Source organism: Streptosporangium sp. NPDC002607 (assembly GCF_053592655.1).
Genome location: NZ_JBSFWD010000053.1, coordinates 23684 through 42290, shown reverse-complemented (window position 1 = coordinate 42290; position 18607 = coordinate 23684). Strand labels below are relative to the sequence as shown.

The following is an 18607-nucleotide window of genomic DNA, read 5'->3' as shown; positions in this document are numbered from 1 at the left end:
GCTCCTCGCACCGCCGGCGATCGTTCAGAACATGGCGTCCACCCCGGTGAGGTCACGGCCGATGATGAGCTTCTGCACCTGACTGGTGCCCTCGTAGAGGGTGAGCACCCGTGCGTCCCGCAGGTACTTTCCGACTGGGTACTCGTCGATGAACCCGTAACCGCCGAACACCTGCAAGCAGTTGTTGCTCACCCGCACCGCCGTCTCGCTCGCGTGGTACTTGGCCACGGAGGCGTCCACGGCGTAGTCCTTCGGGCCGGCTCCGGCGTCGACCATGCGAGCGACCTGGTGGGTCAGCAGCCGGGATGCCATGACATCGACGGCGGAGTCCGCGAGCAACTCCTGTACGAGCTGGAAGGAGGCGATCGGCTTGCCGAACTGGGTCCGCTCCGTCGAGTAGCGCACGGCCGCGTCGAGCGACGCCTGGGCGACGCCCACCGCGCCCGCCGCCACCGAGATCCGGCCCCGCGACAGCGCTCCGAGCGCGATGCCCAGCCCCTTGCCGACCTGCCCCAGCCGGGCCGAGTCCGGGACGCGCACCGCGTCGTAGCCGAGTTCGGCGGTCGCCTGGCCGCGCAGGCCGAGTTTGCCGTGGATCTCCGAGGCGGTGAAGCCCGGCGAGTCGGTGGGCACCAGGAAGGCGGTGATGCCCGTCTCGCCGGTCCTGGCGAAGGTGAGCGCGACCTTCGCCCAGGTTCCGTTGGTGATGAACATCTTGCCGCCGCTGATCACCCAGTCGTCACCGTCCCGCACGGCGCGGGTGGACAGGGAGGCCGCGTCGGAGCCGGTGCCCGGTTCGGTCAGCGCGAAGCACCCCACCGCGTCGCCGCTGGTGAGCTGCGGCAACCACTCCTGTTTCTGCTCCTCGGACCCGTGGGCGGCGATGGTCTTGGCGACCAGCCCGAGCGAGACCGAGACGATCCCGCGGACCGAGGAGTCACCGCGTCCGAGCTCCTCGGTGACCAGGACGTAGGAGAGTACGTCGACGTCCACGCCGCCGTACTGCTCGGGGATCGTCAGGCCCAGGAAGCCCAGCTCGCCGAGCCTTTTCACGATCGCGGAGTCGACCCGCTCGGCCCGGTCCCATTCCTGGGAGCAGGGGACGATCTCGGTGTCGACGAACTCCGCGGCCATGGTCCTGATGTCGCGTTGAGTCTGGGTCAGGCCGAAGTCCCGGCTGAACAATGTTCCTTCTCCTTGTGATGACCTGTGATGACCTGCGATGACGGTGAGGGCCGGTCAGACGTCGGCATCCGGTCCGTCGCCGGCCACCCGGACCGGCCGGTGGGCGTCGCAGAGCTCGACGGTGTGGCCGGCCGTCGCAGCCCACCGGGTGATGCCGCGGCCCATGACTCCGGTGCCGACAACCCTGACGCGCACGGGGATCCTCGTTTCTCTCGACGTCTTTCCCGGCGCGGTCGGCTACGGCCGCCGACCGGCATGGCCCGGTCGGCGGCCGGACGCGGGCACGGGCCGCCGGGCCGTCCTGTCCCGGATGCTGCTTCTCCGCGGTGCTCCTCGGCGAGTGCGAGCAGTCGGTCACAGGGTGCCAGGGACATTGATTAGTGTCCAATACCAAATTAAGGTCAGACTCAGACGTCATATTAATTAATCGGGCCGACCGGCCCCGGAAACGGACACGGTCATGGAACTGCGTCACCTGACGGCATTCGTCGCCGTGGCCGAGGAGCTGCACTTCGGTCACGCCGCCAGGCGGCTGCAGATGGCTCAGCCGCCACTCAGCCAGCGGATCCGCCAGCTGGAAAAAGAGCTGGGCGTCCAGCTGTTCGAGCGCAACACCCGCTCGGTGCGGCTCACCAGCGCCGGCCGGTCCTTCCTGGAGCCGGCACGGATGGTGCTGGAGAGCGTCGACGCCGCCAGGCGGGCGGCCAGGGCGGCCGGCCAGGGGGAGTACGGGCGAGTCACCGTCGGCTTCGCCGGAGCCTCCAGTCACGAGACCCTACCCCTGCTGACCAGCGCGATCCGGGTGTCTCATCCGGGCATCGAGCTGGTCCTGACGGGCCAGACCTACGCCAACGCCGCCCTGGCCCGGGTCGCGGACGGCTCGCTGGATCTGGGCTTCGTCCGTCTGCCGGCCGCCCAGCCGACCACCCCGCCAGGTGTCGCCACGCGCGTGATCGACGAGGAGGAGCTCGTCTGCGCGGTGCCCTCGGACCACCGGCTGGCGCGGCACGGTCACATCCCGGTCTCCGCCCTGGCCGGGGAACCGTTCGTCAGCTTCCCCGCCGACACGGGATCCTCCCTGCGCGACGCCACCTTCCTCACCTGCGAGGCCGCCGGGTTCACCCCGCGGATCGTCCAGGAGGCCCCGGACTCCCACACGGTTCTCGCCCTGGTCGCCGCAGGGGTGGGGGTGACCCTCACCCTCACCTCCTGCCGGCACATCCAGCAGACGGGCCTGGTGTACCGCCCGCTGGCCGGCCCGCCGATCCGCCTCCGGGCGGCACTGGCCTGGCGCACGGACAACCCGTCCGCGGCTCTGCGAACCGTGCTCACCATGGCCGAGAAGGCGTTGCCCACGCCGGAGCATCTCGCCGCCGACTGATAGTGATTCCGGCTGGATGTAACGCGAATTCAGCCGCATGTCGCGCGGATCTCCCCGGCGTCCGCGATCCCCCGTGCGTGGCAGCGTGTGCGGCGGGGAGGCCGGGCCGAGGCTACGGGCGGGGGGCGCCTGCTCCGGTGAGGTAGGCGACGACCATGTCGCCGACCATCCGGCGGTGCCGGGCCCGGTGCTCGGGCGCGGCCAGGTCACGGTCGAACAGGACGCCGAAGGTGTACTGGTTGGCGATGCGGAAGACACAGAACGCGCTGATCATCATATGCACGTCGACGGCGTCGGCCTCGGCGACGAAGTCACCAGAGGCCCGGCCCGCAGCCAGGATGCGCGAGATCAGGTCGATCACCGGGACACCGAGGTTCACCAAGGACTCCGAACGCCGGAGGTATTCGGCCTCATGGACGTTCTCGATGCTGACGAGCTTGATGAAGTCCTGATGGGCGTCATGGTGGTCGAAGGTCAGCTCGGCCAGTGTGCGGATCGCCGCGACCGGCGCGAGATGTTCCACGTCGATCGCCGCCTCGGCCGCCCGGACCTCGGTGTAGACCTTCTCCAGGACGGCGATGTACAACTGCTCCTTACTGCCGAAGTAGTAGTAGATCATGCGCTTGGAGGTGCGCATGAGGGCGGCGATCTCGTCTATCCGGGCGCCGGTGTATCCCCTGCGGGTGAACTCGCGCTGCGCGACCTCCAGAATCTCCGCCCGGGTGCGTTCGGGGTCACGCTGTCGTTCTCGGGACGCCGATGTGACGGGCTGCGAGGACATACGGCTCCACGGGCAGGGCAGATCAGACCGTCCACATCCTAGTCGTCGGCGTCACCCCGCAGTTCGGCGACCGTGCTTCGGCCCGGCACGGTCCTTCGGCCGGTGGAAAGACGGGGCCGGGCGTGCTGGGCGGCGAGCCGGACCGGGGCGTTCACCGCGCCGTACCCCTGGTAGCGGCCGATCCGCTGCACGATCTCGAAGAAGACGCGGCCGACGGTGACGGTGTAGAGGTGCAGGAACTCGCCGTGCTCGTCGCGGTCGTAGAGAAGGCCCAGCTCGCGCAGCGTGCGGTGTCGCTCGCTCCCCAGGTCGTGGCGGGCTTCGAGGTCGTCGTAGTAGTTGTCCGGGATGGGCAGCAGCACGTTCTGGAGCGCGCGCAGCCGGCGGGCGGTGGCGATGATGTCCTCGCTGGCCAGTGCGACGTGTTGTGCGGGGATGTCCGGGGAGCCGGGGTGCGCGCGGATATTGAGGACCATGCGTACGGCGCCGTCCTCGCTGGACATCGCGCGGCTGCGGAGCAGCCCGTACAGGTCGGGCAGTTCGAGACTCCGGTGGGGCCTCAGGCCGAGGACGCTGCGATAGAACAGCGCGGCCTCGTCGAAGTGGTGCCACGGCTGGGTGAGCGCCACGTGGTCGACGTGGGTGATGCCGGCGGACTCCGCCGTTCCCGCAGTTCCGGAGGGGCTGGTCCGGAAGTCCGGATCGGCCTGTACCGGGACCGCGGGCCCGTCCAGTACTCCGGTGAAGTCGTCGGTCCAGCTCGGATGGTCCGGCCGCCTGGTGCGGCAGAAGAACAGCGCGGTGCCGTCAGGCGCCGCGACGGCGTTCAGCGGCACGTCCCGTGGCGCGCGTCGGCGGGGGAGCACCGGTGACAGCAGTGCCTCGGCGCGTGCCACCGAGCCGGCGGGATCGGGGCTTTCCAGCCCGATGGCGGCCAGGGCCGGGTCGTCGCCGGCGCCCCGGGCGCCGGCGTTCAACAGGATTCTGGCCTGTCCCTGCTGCCATAGTTCGACCGGTTTGCCGGCGTGTACGCCGACACGAGCGAACCCCAGAGCGGTGAGCAGGCCGCTGAGCCCGGCGGTCTGCGGGGTCGCCAGTTCGGCGAAGGCGATTCCGGTCGGGAAGACCGGGGGCGGTGGCACGTTGAGCACGGCCGCCGGGGGTTCCGCGCCGAGGCGCCGGGCGGTGGCCTCCTCCAGCGAGATCAGTGACCGCATGGCGTCCACGGCGGTGCGGCCGGTGTCGGCCTGCCGGAAGACGTCGTTGAACACCTCCAGCGACAGCGGGCCGGAGTACCCGGCCCGGAGCACGTGGGACAGCAGCCCGGACAGGTCGAAATCGCCCTGCCCGGGGAAGCAGCGGTAGTGGCGGCTCCACTGCAGGACGTCCATCGCCAGGATCGGGGCGTCGGCGAGCTGCAGAAAGAAGATCTTGTCTGCGGTGATCTCCTCGATACCGCGCGGATCGGCGCCTTTCGACAGCATGTGAAAACTGTCGAGGCACACTCCCAGGTGGGGATGGTCGGCCATCCGGACGATCCGCCACGCATGTCGGTAATCGTCGACATGGCGGCCCCATGCGAGCGCTTCGTAGGCGATCCGGATCCCGTGCTCCGCGGCACGTTCGGCGAGGAGGCGCAGGTGCTCGGCGGCGAGGGCGTCGTCGTCGACGGCGTCGGGGGAGAGGCTGGAGCACACGAGCAGCCGGTCCGCGCCGAGGCGTTCCATCACTTCGAATTTGCGCTCGGCGCGGCGCAGGTTGCGATCCAGGACCTCGGCGGGGACCGCCTCGAAGTCGCGGAACGGCTGGTAGAGATCGATGGCGAGACCCAGGTCGGCGGCCCGTTCACGGATCTGTTCCGGGGACAGGGGACTGGCGAGCAGGTCGCTCTCGAAGATCTCCACACCGTCGAAGCCCGCGGCGGCGACGGCGGCGAGTTTGTCGCTCAGCGAGCCGCTCACGGACACGGTGGCGATGGACTTGCGCATGTCGTTCTCCCGGAGGTCAGACGGCGACGAGGTCGGTCAGATGGGCGAGCATCCGTTCGGTGTCGGGCTCGACGCCGGTGAAGAGGCGCAAGGAGTGCGCGGCCTGGAAGACCACCATGCCCCCGCCGTCGAGAGTGTGGCAGCCGAGCCGGCGCGCCCGGCGCAGCAGCTCTGTCTCCAGCGGGCGGTAGACCACGTCGGCGACCCACAGGCCGGGGTGGAGCAGCTCGGCGGGTACCGGCGTTCCGGGGTACGCGGCCATTCCGGTAGGCGTCGCGTTGACCAGACCGTCCGCGCCGCCGAGCAGCCCGGCCAGCTCGCCGAGGGGTACGGCGCGGGCACGTCCACTGCCGAAGCGGCGCTCCAGTTCGGTGGCCAGCGACTCCGCCCGCGCCGGTAGCGCGTCGGCGAGGACGATCTGCCCGGCGCCGAGCGTCAGCAGCGCGTGTCCGACCGCCGCCCCCGCGCCGCCCGCGCCGAGCTGCACGATCCGGCGGGTGGCCGCGTCCGGCAGGCCCCGGGTGAACGATCGGGCGAATCCGGTCCAGTCGGTGTTGTGCCCGATGGCACGCTCCCCGTCGAAGGTCACGGTGTTGACGGCGCCGAGCGTCGCGGCGTCCGGTGACAGTTCGTCGAGGTGCTCGATGACCGTCTGCTTGCACGGATGGGTGATGTTGAGCCCGGTGTAGCCGAGTCGCCGGGCCGTCCGTACCAGGCCACCGGCCGTGGCGGCGTCCAGTCCCAGCGGGGTGATGTCGATGATCCGGTAGAGGTAGCGGAGGCCGTGGTGGTCGGCCTCCCGCTCGTGCAGGGCGGGGCTGAGGGAGGGGCCGACGCCTGAGCCGATCAGCCCGATCAGATGTGAGGTCATCCTGGTGTTCTCTCCAGTGGCCGGGACAGATGGGCGAATCGAGGACATGGCCGCCAGGGCGTCGCGCGACGCCGTCGACGCGTGGCCGTGACCGGCGGCGTTGACCGCGACGCCGCCGGTGTGCTCTCGGGTACGGTCTTGATCGGCACTGATCCGTCAGGCCGGCGCTTCCGTCGGCGCGACCTTGACCGGCTTCGTGCCGAGTTGCGCGGTGGGGATACGGTACGTCTCCCGCGCGGTCGCCGCAGCGATCACCGGAATGGCGCACAGGACGGCGGCGAGTACCGCGACCCCCTGCCAGTTGGTGCCGTCCGGGCCGGCGATCGTGGCCGCGAAAGTGGCGGAGAAACCGGCGATCGCGTAGCCGATCTGGGTTCCGATCGCCACGCCCGACAGGCGGACGCGGGTGCTGAACATCTCGCTGTAGAACGCCGGCTGGAGACCGTTGGCCGCGCTGCCGACGACCCCGAGCAGCAGGATGCCGACGATGAAGATGAGCACGTAGCCGCCCAGGGAGATCGCCCACAGGTAGGCGACCATCAACACGGCGCAGCCGGCCGCGCCGAAGATGAACACCGGCCGGCGCCCGATCCGGTCCGACAGCACGGCCCACGACGGAATGGCCACCAAGGCGACGACGTTGGCCAGGACGCTGACCCACAGCAGGGCGGACCTGTCCAGCTTGACGGTGTTGACGGCGAAGGACAGGGCCCAGACACCGGCGATGGTGCTCACCGTGGCGAACAGGGCCGCCGCGGTCACGCGCAGTACGTCGGCCCGGTGCTCGCGGAAGAGCACGGACAGCGGGAACCTGGCCACGGCGCCCTCCGCGGTCACCCGCTCGAACTCGGGTGTCTCCTCCATCCGGCGCCGGATGACGTATCCGACCAGCACGACGACGACGCTCAACCAGAACGGGATCCGCCAGCCCCAGGAGAACAACTGCTCGTCCGGAAGGGCGGCGATCGGAATGAACGCCAGCGTCGCGAAGATCGAACCGGCCTGGGTGCCGTTGAGGGTGAAGCTGGTGTAGAACGCCCGGCGGTGGTCCGGCGAGTGCTCAAGGGTCATGGAGCTGGCGCTGGCCTGCTCCCCGGCCGCCGACAGGCCCTGCAGCAGGCGCAACGTCACCAGGAGCGCGGGCGCCGCGATGCCGATCTGCTCGTAGGTGGGCAGGCAGCCGATGAGGAAGGTCGACACGCCCATCAGGACCAGGGTGACGGACAGGATCTTCTTACGGCCGAGCCGATCGCCGTAGTGCCCGAGAACGAAGGCGCCGACGGGACGGGCCGCGTAACCGACTCCGAACGTCGCCAGCGACAGCAGCGTCCCGCTCGCGGCGTCGGAGGTGGGGAAGAAGACCTTGCCGAAGATCAGTGCCGCGGCGGTGCCGTAGATGAAGAAGTCGTAGTACTCCAGGGCGCTTCCGATCCAAGCGGCGAGCGCCGCCTTGCGGGGCCGCCCCGGCAGGACGGGCGTTCCCGCGGCGGGGGACGGGGGGGTTTCGGTCACGTCGTGCTCCTTCGCGAATGCCCCGATGCGAGCAACGAGGCGATCGGCGTTTTGGGGGGTGGGTCTCTCGTCGGCCGCGGGATTCTGCGTTCGCTGGTCAGCGTCCCCCGTGGGGTGGCGCTGGATGGTGCCCGCCGAGATGACGGCCGGGTTACGAACTAGATAGTTAATTAATGCGGTGGTTACGTATGGTCAGGGTGACCCGGGTCACCTGTCAAGAGCCGCGAGGGCGGTCGGGCCGGGCCGGCCGTGTGGCGGCTGCTCCGGCGTGCTCTGTCGTTCGGACCGGGTTTTTTTACCGGCTGGCAGGGGTGTCCCCGAGAGGGGCACCCCTGCTGCGTCCTGGTGGCCAATCCGATGAGGAAGTCTTCCGAAACTTTCATTCCCTTGATTGCGCACTTCCAGGTCAGCTCATTGTGATCTTCCTCGCTCTTGATGACTGAAATATTTCTGTGATGCTCAGAACATTTCGAGAAGAGGAGAGCAGATGAAACGACTCCTGGGCATCGTGGCGGCGTTGCTCGTCGCCGTCGGCCTGATGACGGCGCCGCCCGCAGGGGCCGCCTCGCTCGTCGAGGTGACAGGCTTCGGCACGAACCCGACCAACCTCCGCATGCACCTGTACGTCCCGAACAACGTCACCGCGCGTCCCGCGATCCTGGTGGCCGTGCACTACTGCACCGGGTCGGGTCCGGCGTTCCACTCCGGCACCGAGTTCGCGTCGCTGGCCGATCGGTACGGCTTCATCGTCATCTACCCGTCGGCCACCCGCAGCGGCTCCTGTTTCGACGTCTACTCGCCCGGAGCCCTCACCCGCAACGGCAACAGCGACCCCGTCGGCATCGTGTCGATGGTCAACTACGTGACGTCCCGCTACAACGCCGACACCGGCCGGGTGTTCGTCACGGGTGCCTCCTCCGGGGGCATGATGACCAACGTCCTGCTGGGTGACTACCCCGACGTGTTCAAGGCCGGGGCGGCGTTCATGGGCGTGCCGTTCGGCTGCTTCGCCACGACCGACGGCTCGACGTGGAACAGTGCCTGCGCCAACGGGCAGGTGACGAAGACGCCGCAGCAGTGGGGAGACCTGGTCCGCGGCGCCTATCCGGGCTACCCGGGGGCGCGCCCGAGGATGCAGGTCTGGCACGGCACCGAGGACACGACGCTGCGCTACCCGAACTTCACCGAGGAGATCAAGCAGTGGACCAACGTCCACGGCCTCTCCCAGACCCCCACCTCCACCGACAAGCCCCAGCCGACCTGGACCCGCACCCGGTACGGCTCCGCCGTCGAGGCCATCAGCCTCCAGGGGGTGGGGCACAACCTGCCGCTGGGCGGCCAGGCCGCGATGGTCATCTCGTTCTTCGGCCTGGACGGCACGACCCCGCCGGACCCGACCCCCACGCCGACCCCCACGCCGACTCCCACGCCGACCCCCACCCCCGGAACCGCGCCCTGCCGGGTCGCCTACACCACCAACGCGTGGAACACCGGCCTCACGGCCTCGGTGACCGTCACCAACACCGGCACCTCCGCGATCAACGGCTGGACCCTGGCCTTCACGCTTCCTTCGGGCCAGGCCGTCACCTCGGCGTGGAACGCCACGATCACGCCCGCGAGCGGCGCCGTGACCGCGAGGAACATGAGCTACAACGCGGCCATCCCGGCGGGTGGTTCGACCTCGTTCGGCTTCCAGGCCGGCCACACCGGCAACACCGGTGTACCGGCATCGTTCACCCTCAACGGCACGAACTGCACCACCTGATATCCGGCGGACCGCGGACGTCGGGCTGACGGCACGGCCGCCCGGTGAACGGCCTGGATCAGCTGTCGCTGTACCCCCGCGACGTCCGCGCGCCGCGGAACATCGCCATTCCGGTCGATGTCCTCGCGTCGGCTGAGGCAGGTACGCCCCGGTGCCGTGAACGGAACCTCAGGCTGTCCACGGCACCGGGGCGTCCCCCTCAGGCGAGAGCGCGCCTGAGGGCGTCGATCCGCCCGGCCCAGATCCGCCTGGAGAGCTCCGCCTCGGGCGCGAACGTCTCCGAGGCGTGGTAACTACCCGGATTGACGCGCAACTCGGTCGGGACGCCCGCCTGCATGAGCCGCTGCGCGAACGCGATGTCCTCGTCCCGGAACAGGTCGACGGTGCCGACGTCGATGAAGGCCGGGGGGAGACCGGACAGGTCCTCGGCGCGCGCCGGGGCCGCGTACCGGTCGGCCTCCTTGCCCCCGAGGTACCACTCCCAGGCCTCGACGTTGCCCGCGCGGTCCCAGATCCCGATGTCGGTGATCTCGTGGCTTGACGGCGTCTCGTTCCGGTCGTCGACCATCGGGTAGATCGGCATCATGAACGAAAGGGCCGGGCCGCCGCGGTCCCGCGCCAGGAGCGCCGTGCCGATGGTCAGCCCGCCACCGGCGCTGGCGCCGTAGATCGCCAGGCGTTCCGGGGCGATGCCCAGCTCACCGGCGTTCTTCGCCGTCCATACCAGGCCCGCGTAGCAGTCCTCGACCGGGGCGGGATGGGGATGCTCCGGGGCGAGGCGGTACTCGACGGAGACCACGACGGCGCCGACCTGGTCGCAGATCATCGTCGCGGCGGCGTCCTCGCCCGCGACGTTGCCGAGGATCATGCCGCCACCGTGGATGTAGTAGATGCCGGGCAGCGTGCCGGACGCGTTGACCGGCCGGTAGATCCGTACGGTGATGTCGGGCTCCCCGTCGGGGCCGGGGACGGTCCGATCCTCCTTGGTGACGTTGGGGTTCTCGGGCACTTCGAGGGCGCCCATCATGCCTTCGACGGCGGCTCGGCGCTGGACGATGTCGGGGATGGCGTTGAAGCCGCCGGGCAACATCCCGAGCAGCCCGTCCAGGGGAACGCGGGATTCGGGGTCGATCAGGTCACGACGGGACATTGGACCTCCAACGGGTCACGAATCTGGTGGATGTGAACGTAGAACGGTTGGGGCTCGGTGTCATCGCCCGGCGGACGGGCGGCGAGGACCGTACGGCTCTCAGACGCTCAGGTGGAGAGGGCGAAGCCCTCGTAGCCCAGGGCGGCGATCTCGTCGCACTTCCTGCGGTACTCCCCGACACCGCCGGCATAGGGCATGAAGACCCTCGGCTTGCCCGGCACGTTGGCTCCCATGTACCAGGAGTTCGCCCTGGGGTAGAGGGTGGAGTCGGCGATGAGGTTGACGTGGTCCACCCAGGCGTCCTGGGCCTCCAAGGTGGGCTCGATCGTCCGCAGACCCCGGTGGCCGAGATGCCCGATCGCATCGACCACCCAGTCGACGTGCTGCTCGATGGAGACGACCATGTTCGAGAGCACCGACGGGCTGCCCGGCCCGGTGATCATGAACAGGTTCGGGAAGCCCGCGGAGCCGATCCCGAGATACGTGCGGGGGCCCGCGCTCCACGCCGCCTTGAGTGAGGCGCCGCCCCGGCCGCGGATGTCGACGTTCGTCAGCGCCCCCGTCATCGCGTCGAACCCGGTCGCGTAGACGATCGCGTCGAACTCGTACTCCCTGTCGGAGGTGCGGATGCCCCTGTCGGTGACCTCCACGAGCGGTGTGCGCCGCAGATTGACCAGGTGCACGTTCTCGCGGTTGTAAGTCTCGTAGTAGTCGGTGTCCAGGCAGGGGCGTTTGGTGCCCACGGGGTACTCCGGGCAGAGGTCCGCGGCGGTCCGCGGGTCCTCGACGATCTGGTGGATCTTGCCGTGGATGAACCGCTTCGCCGTGTCGTTGGCCTCCTGGTCGACGCTGAGATCGGCGTACGCGGTCAGGAGGTTGACCAGGCTGCCGCTCTCCCAGGCCCCCTCGAAGGTGGCGTCGCGCTCCTCGTCGGAGACCTCCAGGGCGGACTTCGTCGGGATCGGCGTGGGGACCCCGAACCCGGACTCCTTCTGGGCCTGGCGGAAGGCCCGGTAGTTCGCCTTCATGTCGGCGATCTCGTCCGGACGCAGCCTGCGGTTACGGGCCGGGAGGCTGTAAGCGGGGGTGCGCTGGAAGACGGTGAGGTCGGTGGCCTGCTCGGCGATGACCGGGATCGACTGCACGCCGGAGGACCCGGTGCCGATGATCCCGACTCGCATGCCGCTGAAGTCCACACCCTCGTGTGGCCAGTGCGCCGTGTGGTAGGTGGCGCCGCCGAAGCCGTCGATGCCGGGGATCTCCGGCAGCTTCGAAGACGACAGGCAGCCGGTGGCCATGACGAGGAAGCGGGCGGTGACGGTTTCCCCGGCCTCGGTGCGCACCAGCCAGGTCCTGCCGGGCTCGTCGTAGGTGGCCGCCGCCACGCGTGTTTCGAAGAGGATGTCCCTGCGCAGGCCGAACCGGTCGGCGACGTGTCGCGCGTACCGGAGGATCTCCGGTTGGGTCGGGTAGCGCTCCTGCCACTCGTACTCCTGCTCAAGGTCTGAGGAGAACGAGTAGGAGTAGGCCAGGCTCTCCACGTCCACCCGGGCTCCGGGATAGCGGTTCCAGTACCAGGTGCCGCCGACGTCGGTGCCGGTCTCGAACACGACCGCGGACAGGTCCATCTCGCGGAGCTTGTGCAGCAGGTACATGCCCGAGAAGCCGGCGCCGACGACAACGACGTCGACGGAGGCGGGAACGGTGCGCGGGCCGGAGTCGGGTGCGGACATTCGTCCTCCTGAGGTGCGAGGGGTGTGACGAATCGGTATGCGCGGCGCGGAGATCGCGACCTCACGACGCCATCCGGCCATGAGGGCGTGCGTCATCGCCTCAGGGCCATGCTCATCTGACCGGGGTGGTGGGGGACCCGCTCGCAACCGGGGCGTCACGGCGGACGGGTCGGTGGCGCGGGCCGGGGCTCCGCGAGGGAGTGACGGGTGGCGGCGTCAGACGGACCGCCCGGCCAGGCTCCCGACGATCGCCGGGATGACGTGGTCCAGGCCGGCGGTGCCGTCCGGCAGGAGGTCGACCATGGTGCGGAACTCGTGCGTGTGGCTGGGAGTCGCCGGTGATATGGGGATACGGCCGCGCCGGCGGGTCGTGGGGCGTAGACCTGTCCCGCGGTGCGGAGATCTCTGGTGGCCGGGCGTCATCTCGTGCGGCGGTGTCCCGCCATCGGGCGCCCTCTGGCCCGGGAATGGTTGCCCTGTCGCGATCAGGGAGAGCATCACGTACGTACTATCTGGAAGTTACATCAATGTAAAATGCATTCTATGAGGAGTCAACAGCTCTGAGGGGTTTGTGTGCTGACCTAAACCCATGGCTCCGGGGCGTGTGCCGCGTTGCCGCCGCGCCTTCTCGGCCGCTTCGGGCTCCGCTTGATCAGTCTCCGAGCGGGGATCGTAGGATGGCGGCGTCGGCTTCCTCCTGACCGAGAGCGTCCCCATGTCCTTTGCGGTACCGCTGACGCGGAAAGAAGCGGTCCTGCGCCGGTTGCGCGAGGAGATCATCACCGGCCTGCTGAAACCGGGCGCGTTGATCAAGGACGCGGAGATAGCGGCTCGGCTGGGCGTGAGCATCACCCCGGTACGTGAGGCGATCACCCAGCTCGCCGCCGAGGGACTGATCGACATCTCGCCCAACCGGACGCGGCAGGTCACCCGGGTGACCCAGAAGAGCGCGCTCGAGCTGATCGACGTGATGATGGTGCTGGCCTGCGCCGGTTTCGAGTGGGGCATGGAGAACATCACCGACGAGCACGTCGCCGCTCTGCGCGTCAAGCTCGGCGAGTTCGCCGAGGGTCTCCGGCAGGGCAACGTGACGGCCGCCGCCGCCGCGGGGGCGGACTTCAGCACGGTGGTCATCCTGGCGAGCGGTAACCGGGAACTGCAGACCCACGTCGACCTGGTGGTCACGCGCACCCTGCGGGTGCTGGCCCTCACCGCCGAGAGCGACGTGTGGAGCGTTTGGCTGACCGGCTACCGGCAGACCCTTGAGCTGATCGAGCGGGGCGATCGCGCCGGGGCCGTCGAGCGGTACCGGCAGATCTACCGCGACTATCGGCAGCGGGTGGAGACCTTGCTGTTCGACGAGGATCGCTGACACGTCTTTCTGGAGGCCCACATGAGTGTTACCCGCATCGCCTACCTCGTCTCCGGGGTCCGCACCCCCGTCGGCAGGTACGCCGGCGCTCTCGCCGAGGTACGCCCCGACGACCTCGCGGCCCACGTCGTCCGCGAGCTGACCACCCGGTACGGCGGTGTCGACTGGGAGGCGACCGACGAGGTCGTCCTCGGCTGCGCCAACCAGGCGGGGGAGGACAACCGCAACGTCGCCCGGATGGCCGCTCTGCTGGCCGGCCTGCCGGTGACCGTGCCCGGGGTGACGGTGAACCGGCTCTGCGGGTCCGGCCTCGACGCCGTGGCGTACGGAGCCCGCGCCATCGTCGCGGGCGACGCCGACCTCGTCATCGCGGGCGGCGTGGAGAGCATGAGCCGGGCACCGTTCGTGCAGCCGAAGGCGGCCACCGCCTTCGGACGTACCGCGGAGATCCATGACACGACGATCGGCTGGCGCTTCGTCAACCCCGAGATGCAGCGGACGTACGGCACGGACGCCATGCCGCGCACCGCACAGAACGTCGCCGACGACCACGGCATCAGCCGCGAGGACCAGGACGCCTTCGCGCTGCGCTCCCAGGAACGGGCGGCGAAGGCACAGGCGAGCGGCCGCCTGGAACGCGAGATCGTCCCCGTGCCGGTGCCCCGGCGCAAGGGCGACCCCACGCTCGTCACCGCCGACGAGCATCCCCGCGAGACCTCGCCGGAGCGGCTCGCCGCGCTGCGGCCTCTCTTCGAGGGGGGCTCCGTCACCGCCGGCAACTCCTCAGGGGTCAACGACGGCGCCGCGGCCCTGCTCCTGGCCTCGGAGGAGGCGGTGTCGCGCTACGGCCTCGAACCCCTGGCGCGGATCGTCGCGACGACGAGCGTCGGCGTCGAGCCGCGGGTCATGGGCGTCGGCCCGGCACCCGCGGTGCGGCGGCTCACCGAGCGGACCGGCGTCGGCCTCGACCGGGTCGGGACCATCGAGCTCAACGAGGCCTTCGCCGCACAGTCCCTGGCGGTGCTGCGCCTGCTCGGGCTGCCCGATGACGCCGAGCACGTCAACCCGCACGGCGGCGCGATCGCGCTCGGCCACCCGCTCGGCATGAGCGGCGCCCGCCTGGCACTGACCGCCGCGATGACCATGGCCGACGAGGGGCACGAGCACGCCATCGCCACGATGTGCATCGGCGTGGGACAGGGGATCGCGACCCTTCTCGCACGCCCGTGACGCGAGGTGGCCGCCGGATCGGGCGGCGCGGCCCGATCCGGCGGCCACCCCGCGCGACCGCCGAATCCCGGGGTCTCCGCTCCCGGCCGCCGGCCGGCACGCGGGCGTGCCGGGAGCGGCGTCATGCGTAGAGGAACCAGAACCCGGACTGGGGGGTGCAGGTGTACGAGGTCCACCACCCCTCCTGGATGCCGAGGTTTCCGACCCGGTGGCAGTCCCAGTCGTAGTAGTAGACGTTTCTGAGTGTGGCGGCCTGCGCGGGCAGCACACCGACGGACAGCGCCAGGCCGGTGGCAAGGAAGGCCGAAACGAGTAAAGCTCGCATTCTGCGCATCAATTCTCCTGCGGCATGAACGAAGTGTGTTTCCGGAGAAACGCGCGGGGTGCTCGAATCGGGCTTCCCGGCACCGGAAGTATCACATCGGCGGCCGTCCGAAGGTAGGCGGCCGCCGGCTCCGGCTTCCGGTGCGGGGATGACCTGGTCAAAGCTGTGAAAAGGCGTGCGCCGAGCGTGAAACGTTCATCCGGCGGGCGTTCGGCACCCTGCCACCCGGCAATCGCCGCCAGGCGGCCCCGGCCGGTCCCCTGGCGATGACGTCGGCGCGGACCTCACCCGCGCGCTGCGCGCCTGGATCATGGGACGCCGGACCATCGACAACGTGTACAAGGCCATCGACGACGCGATTCGCCTGATCTACGAGTTTCCGGCGGGACGCTGAGGAATTCCGGACCGGAGAGGGCGTGAGCGGGATTCGGGGTAATGTAATCGCTCGTACGCCGACCGGTCGTTGAGCCGAGAATCCCGCGGAGGCCCCGGGGCCTGGTTGACGGCGAGATCTGTGAATCCGGCCGTGAAACACAATCGGCTCACCTTTCAGGAAGCGGCTGAACGCGCATTCCCGTGCCCGCCATGCCGCGATCCACTGTTTCGAGATCGACGGTTCGATGGGCTGAGTGGTCTGTTACCCGTATGGCGACGCGGGCACGGGCATGCCGGTTAAAGAGAAAAGGTGAAAGATCAAAGCAGGTCGAGCCGCCGATCCATCGTTTTCCGGAAACCGGCCGCGGACCCGGTACCGGCGGCCATCAGGGCAGGCCGAAAAGCGGCACGACCGCACGTCGCCGGGCTCCGGCTCGACCTTGGCCGGACGGCACGGGGGCGCGGTGTCGCCGGGACGCGGGCCGGCCATGTGAGGATCCGCCCCGGCCGGCGCGGGAGCGGATCTCGTCCGGCGATCGGACGCTACGAGCTGCCGAGCACCAGGGTTCCGGCCGATCCGAACATGCCGCCGATGCCCTGCACGAGGCTGGTGCGCACGCCGGGAACCTGGGCCGCGGCCTGGCCGCGGAGCTGGCGCACGGCCTCCTGGATGGCGAACATCCCGTACATTCCGGTATGGGTGTAGGACAGGCCGCCGCCGTTGGTGTTCATCGGAAGCGTTCCCCCCGGCGCGGTGGCACCGCTCGCCACGAACGCGCCGGCCTCGCCGCGGCCGACGAACCCGAGGTCCTCCAGCCCGTAGAGCGGGACGTGCGCGAACGCGTCGTAGATCATCAGGTGATCGATGTCATCGGTGGTCATCCCGGCCTCGCCGAATGCCTCCCGAGACGCGTCACGGAACGCACGGAAGGAGGTGAGGTCATCCATCATGGAGACCCCGGGGCCCTCACTGGATTCTCCCGTGCCGAGGATTCGTACCGCCGGGTGGGTGATGTCGAGGTCGGCGGCACGCCTCTCGGAAGTGATCACCAGAGCGCCGCCGCCGTCGGTGACCACGCAGCACTCGTGGATGTGGAACGGCCAGGCGATCAATCTGCTGGCGAGCACGTCCTGCACCGTGATCGGGTCACGGCGGAAGGCGCGGGGGTTGCTCGTGGCCCACCGTCGCTGGGCCACCGCGACAAAGGCCAGTTGTTCCTCGGTGACGCCGTACCGGTTCAGGTAGGCGAGCGCGGGCAGCGTGAACCTGCTGGGCGGCCCGGCGAGGCCGTACGGCGCCTCGAACTGGCCGACCGCGCCGGCCGGGTTGAACGAGTACGGCGGCTCGCCCACCCGGGACCGGCCCGACTGGCCGTGGGCCACCACGACCACCGATGCGGCCCCGCCGCGGATGGCGGCGACGGCGTGCCGCACGTGCAGCATGTAGGAGCAGCCGCCCACATTGGTGCCGTCGAGCCAGCGCGGTCTGACTCCCAGGTAGTGAGCCAGCTCGACCGGCGAGAACGTGGCGCAGGCGATCCCGTCCACCTCGGCCGGAGTGAGACCGCACTCCGCCAGAGCGGCCAGCGCCGGCTCGACGTGCAACTGCATCGCGGACCGGTCGGGCACCGAGCCGATCCGCTCGGACTCCGCCGCGCCCACTATCAGCAGATCACTCATGGCCCGCCTCGCCCACCGGCCGGAACTGGGGAACGCTGATATCCCCACGCCGCTCGAAGACCACGTCGAGTTCCAGACCGATCGGCAGCTTCGACGGGTCGGGTTCCACCTCGAGAATGTTGGTGAGCATCCTCGGTCCTTCCACCAGTTCGACGAGGGCGATCACGAACGGCACGTCGTCGTAGCCCGGCGCCGGCCGATGGCTGATCACGTAGGACGCGAGCCGCCCCCGTCCTCGCGCCCGTACCCAGGACACCTCCGCGCCGCCGCAGAACGGGCAGTGGTCACGTGGATAGAAGTAGGCGCGGTCACACGGGCCGCAGCGGCGCAGCCAGAGCTCGCCCTGGCTCGCCCTGTCCCAGTAGAACCGGGTCTCCGGGGTCGGTACGGGAAGAGCCGGGCCGCTCATGACGGCGCGCCGATCCGGGCCCTGCCGCGGTCGAGCACGATCGCTCCATCACCGTCCGCGGTGCGGAACCACACCTGTTCGCCGTCGATCCAGATGGATGTGCGCAAGGTGCCCCCGGGATAGGTCGGCCTGCTGAACCGGCAGCTCATCTCGGTCAGCCGGGCCGGTTCGGATTCACACGCGCCGCGCAGCAGAGCACGGCCGGCGAAGCCGTACGTGCACAGGCCATGCAGGATCGGCCGGTCGAACCCGCCGGCGGCGGCGAACTTCGGATCGGAATGCAGCGGGTTGCGGTCGCCGGACAGCCGGTACAGCAGCGCCTGGTTGGGGGCCGTCCGCTCCTCGACCACGGCGTCGGGCTCCCGGTCGGGGACCTGCCAGGTGTCGGCGGGGCCGCGTTCTCCCCCGAAACCTCCCTCACCGCGTAGAAAGGCGCCGCGGGTGACGTCGGCGATCGGTTCGCCGTGCGCGTCGGTGAGGCGTGAGCTGACGGTGACCAGCGCGCCGCTGCCCTTGTCGTACATCGCGTCGATGCCCGCGGTGACCAGCCCTTCCCCCGCGACGGGCAGGGGCCGGTACAGCCTGATGCCCTGCTCGGCGTGGAGGAGCCTGGCCGGATCGAAGTCACCGTAGGAACGGCCGAGCGGGATCATGGACAGGATGACGGCGAACGTCGGCAGGGCCCGCTGGGGGAGACCTTCGGAGTTCTCGGTGGTGAACGGCAATTCGTCCAGCGGGTCCTGGGCGCCGGCACCGACGCCGAGGGCGTAGAGCATGGCCTGGTCGGCGTTCCAGGTGACCTGATGGGGCGCGCTGCGATAACCCACCGCGGTGAGGTCGACAGGCATGG

Annotated in this window: 16 protein-coding genes; 4 read left to right on the top strand and 12 right to left on the bottom strand. The window is 69.8% G+C overall.

Annotated elements, in window-relative coordinates; all coding sequences use genetic code 11:
• Positions 1 to 24 precede the first annotated feature (24 nt).
• Both ACWD3H_RS38745 and ACWD3H_RS38740 read right to left on the bottom strand, forming a co-directional pair.
• Positions 25 to 1185: an acyl-CoA dehydrogenase family protein gene (locus tag ACWD3H_RS38745; RefSeq protein ID WP_451958543.1), complete on the bottom strand. Its 1161-nt coding sequence runs from the start codon at positions 1183 to 1185 to the stop codon at positions 25 to 27.
• Between the two features lie 54 nt (positions 1186 to 1239).
• Positions 1240 to 1380, bottom strand: a complete 141-nt coding sequence (locus ACWD3H_RS38740) for a 3-hydroxyacyl-CoA dehydrogenase NAD-binding domain-containing protein (RefSeq protein WP_451958542.1) — start codon at positions 1378 to 1380, stop codon at positions 1240 to 1242.
• 265 nt (positions 1381 to 1645) lie between these two features.
• On the opposite strand from ACWD3H_RS38740, the gene ACWD3H_RS38735 reads away from it, so the two are divergent.
• Positions 1646 to 2566: a LysR family transcriptional regulator gene (locus ACWD3H_RS38735; protein ID WP_451958541.1), complete on the top strand. Its 921-nt coding sequence runs from the start codon at positions 1646 to 1648 to the stop codon at positions 2564 to 2566.
• A 112-nt stretch (positions 2567 to 2678) separates the two neighbouring features.
• On the opposite strand, the gene ACWD3H_RS38730 is transcribed toward ACWD3H_RS38735, so the two are convergent.
• The 4 genes from ACWD3H_RS38730 to ACWD3H_RS38715 form a co-directional block, all read right to left on the bottom strand.
• Entirely contained in the window at positions 2679 to 3347 is a 669-nt protein-coding gene (locus tag ACWD3H_RS38730; RefSeq protein ID WP_451958540.1) for a TetR/AcrR family transcriptional regulator, read from the bottom strand.
• 38 nt (positions 3348 to 3385) lie between these two features.
• On the bottom strand, positions 3386 to 5335 hold the full coding sequence (locus tag ACWD3H_RS38725) for a bifunctional sugar phosphate isomerase/epimerase/4-hydroxyphenylpyruvate dioxygenase family protein (protein WP_451958539.1): 1950 nt from the start codon (positions 5333 to 5335) through the stop codon (positions 3386 to 3388).
• A gap of 16 nt (positions 5336 to 5351) precedes the next feature.
• The gene (locus tag ACWD3H_RS38720) at positions 5352 to 6206 is read right to left on the bottom strand and encodes a shikimate dehydrogenase (protein WP_451958538.1); all 855 of its coding nucleotides are present in this window, start codon (positions 6204 to 6206) and stop codon (positions 5352 to 5354) included.
• Between the two features lie 156 nt (positions 6207 to 6362).
• Positions 6363 to 7718, bottom strand: a complete 1356-nt coding sequence (locus tag ACWD3H_RS38715) for an MFS transporter (protein ID WP_451958537.1) — start codon at positions 7716 to 7718, stop codon at positions 6363 to 6365.
• 487 nt (positions 7719 to 8205) lie between these two features.
• Between ACWD3H_RS38715 and ACWD3H_RS38710 the strand changes: the two genes are divergently transcribed.
• Entirely contained in the window at positions 8206 to 9483 is a 1278-nt protein-coding gene (locus ACWD3H_RS38710) for an extracellular catalytic domain type 1 short-chain-length polyhydroxyalkanoate depolymerase (protein ID WP_451958536.1), read from the top strand.
• Between the two features lie 199 nt (positions 9484 to 9682).
• On the opposite strand, the gene ACWD3H_RS38705 is transcribed toward ACWD3H_RS38710, so the two are convergent.
• Both ACWD3H_RS38705 and ACWD3H_RS38700 read right to left on the bottom strand, forming a co-directional pair.
• Positions 9683 to 10633, bottom strand: coding sequence for an alpha/beta hydrolase (locus ACWD3H_RS38705; protein WP_355567901.1), 951 nt, complete (start codon positions 10631 to 10633; stop codon positions 9683 to 9685).
• A gap of 107 nt (positions 10634 to 10740) precedes the next feature.
• Entirely contained in the window at positions 10741 to 12366 is a 1626-nt protein-coding gene (locus ACWD3H_RS38700; RefSeq protein ID WP_451958535.1) for a flavin-containing monooxygenase, read from the bottom strand.
• A gap of 715 nt (positions 12367 to 13081) precedes the next feature.
• Here ACWD3H_RS38700 and ACWD3H_RS38695 point away from each other — a divergent pair.
• On the top strand, positions 13082 to 13738 hold the full coding sequence (locus ACWD3H_RS38695; RefSeq protein WP_451958534.1) for a GntR family transcriptional regulator: 657 nt from the start codon (positions 13082 to 13084) through the stop codon (positions 13736 to 13738).
• Positions 13739 to 13759: 21 nt separating this feature from the next.
• Positions 13760 to 14968, top strand: a complete 1209-nt coding sequence (gene pcaF / locus ACWD3H_RS38690; protein ID WP_451958533.1) for a 3-oxoadipyl-CoA thiolase — start codon at positions 13760 to 13762, stop codon at positions 14966 to 14968.
• Positions 14969 to 15089: 121 nt separating this feature from the next.
• Here pcaF and ACWD3H_RS38685 read toward each other — a convergent pair whose 3' ends face one another.
• The 4 genes from ACWD3H_RS38685 to ACWD3H_RS38670 all read right to left on the bottom strand — a co-directional run bounded on the left by ACWD3H_RS38685 (position 15090) and on the right by ACWD3H_RS38670 (position 18605).
• On the bottom strand, positions 15090 to 15302 hold the full coding sequence (locus tag ACWD3H_RS38685) for a hypothetical protein (RefSeq protein ID WP_350930058.1): 213 nt from the start codon (positions 15300 to 15302) through the stop codon (positions 15090 to 15092).
• Positions 15303 to 16211: 909 nt separating this feature from the next.
• Positions 16212 to 17348, bottom strand: a complete 1137-nt coding sequence (locus ACWD3H_RS38680) for a thiolase C-terminal domain-containing protein (protein ID WP_451958532.1) — start codon at positions 17346 to 17348, stop codon at positions 16212 to 16214.
• A complete protein-coding gene (locus ACWD3H_RS38675) occupies positions 17341 to 17757 on the bottom strand; it encodes a Zn-ribbon domain-containing OB-fold protein (RefSeq protein WP_451958531.1) in 417 nt (138 codons plus the stop codon). The genes ACWD3H_RS38680 and ACWD3H_RS38675 overlap by 8 nt, the downstream gene beginning before the upstream one ends.
• A complete protein-coding gene (locus ACWD3H_RS38670; protein ID WP_451958530.1) occupies positions 17754 to 18605 on the bottom strand; it encodes a MaoC/PaaZ C-terminal domain-containing protein in 852 nt (283 codons plus the stop codon). The genes ACWD3H_RS38675 and ACWD3H_RS38670 overlap by 4 nt, the downstream gene beginning before the upstream one ends.
• Between the last annotated feature and the right edge of the window lie 2 nt (positions 18606 to 18607).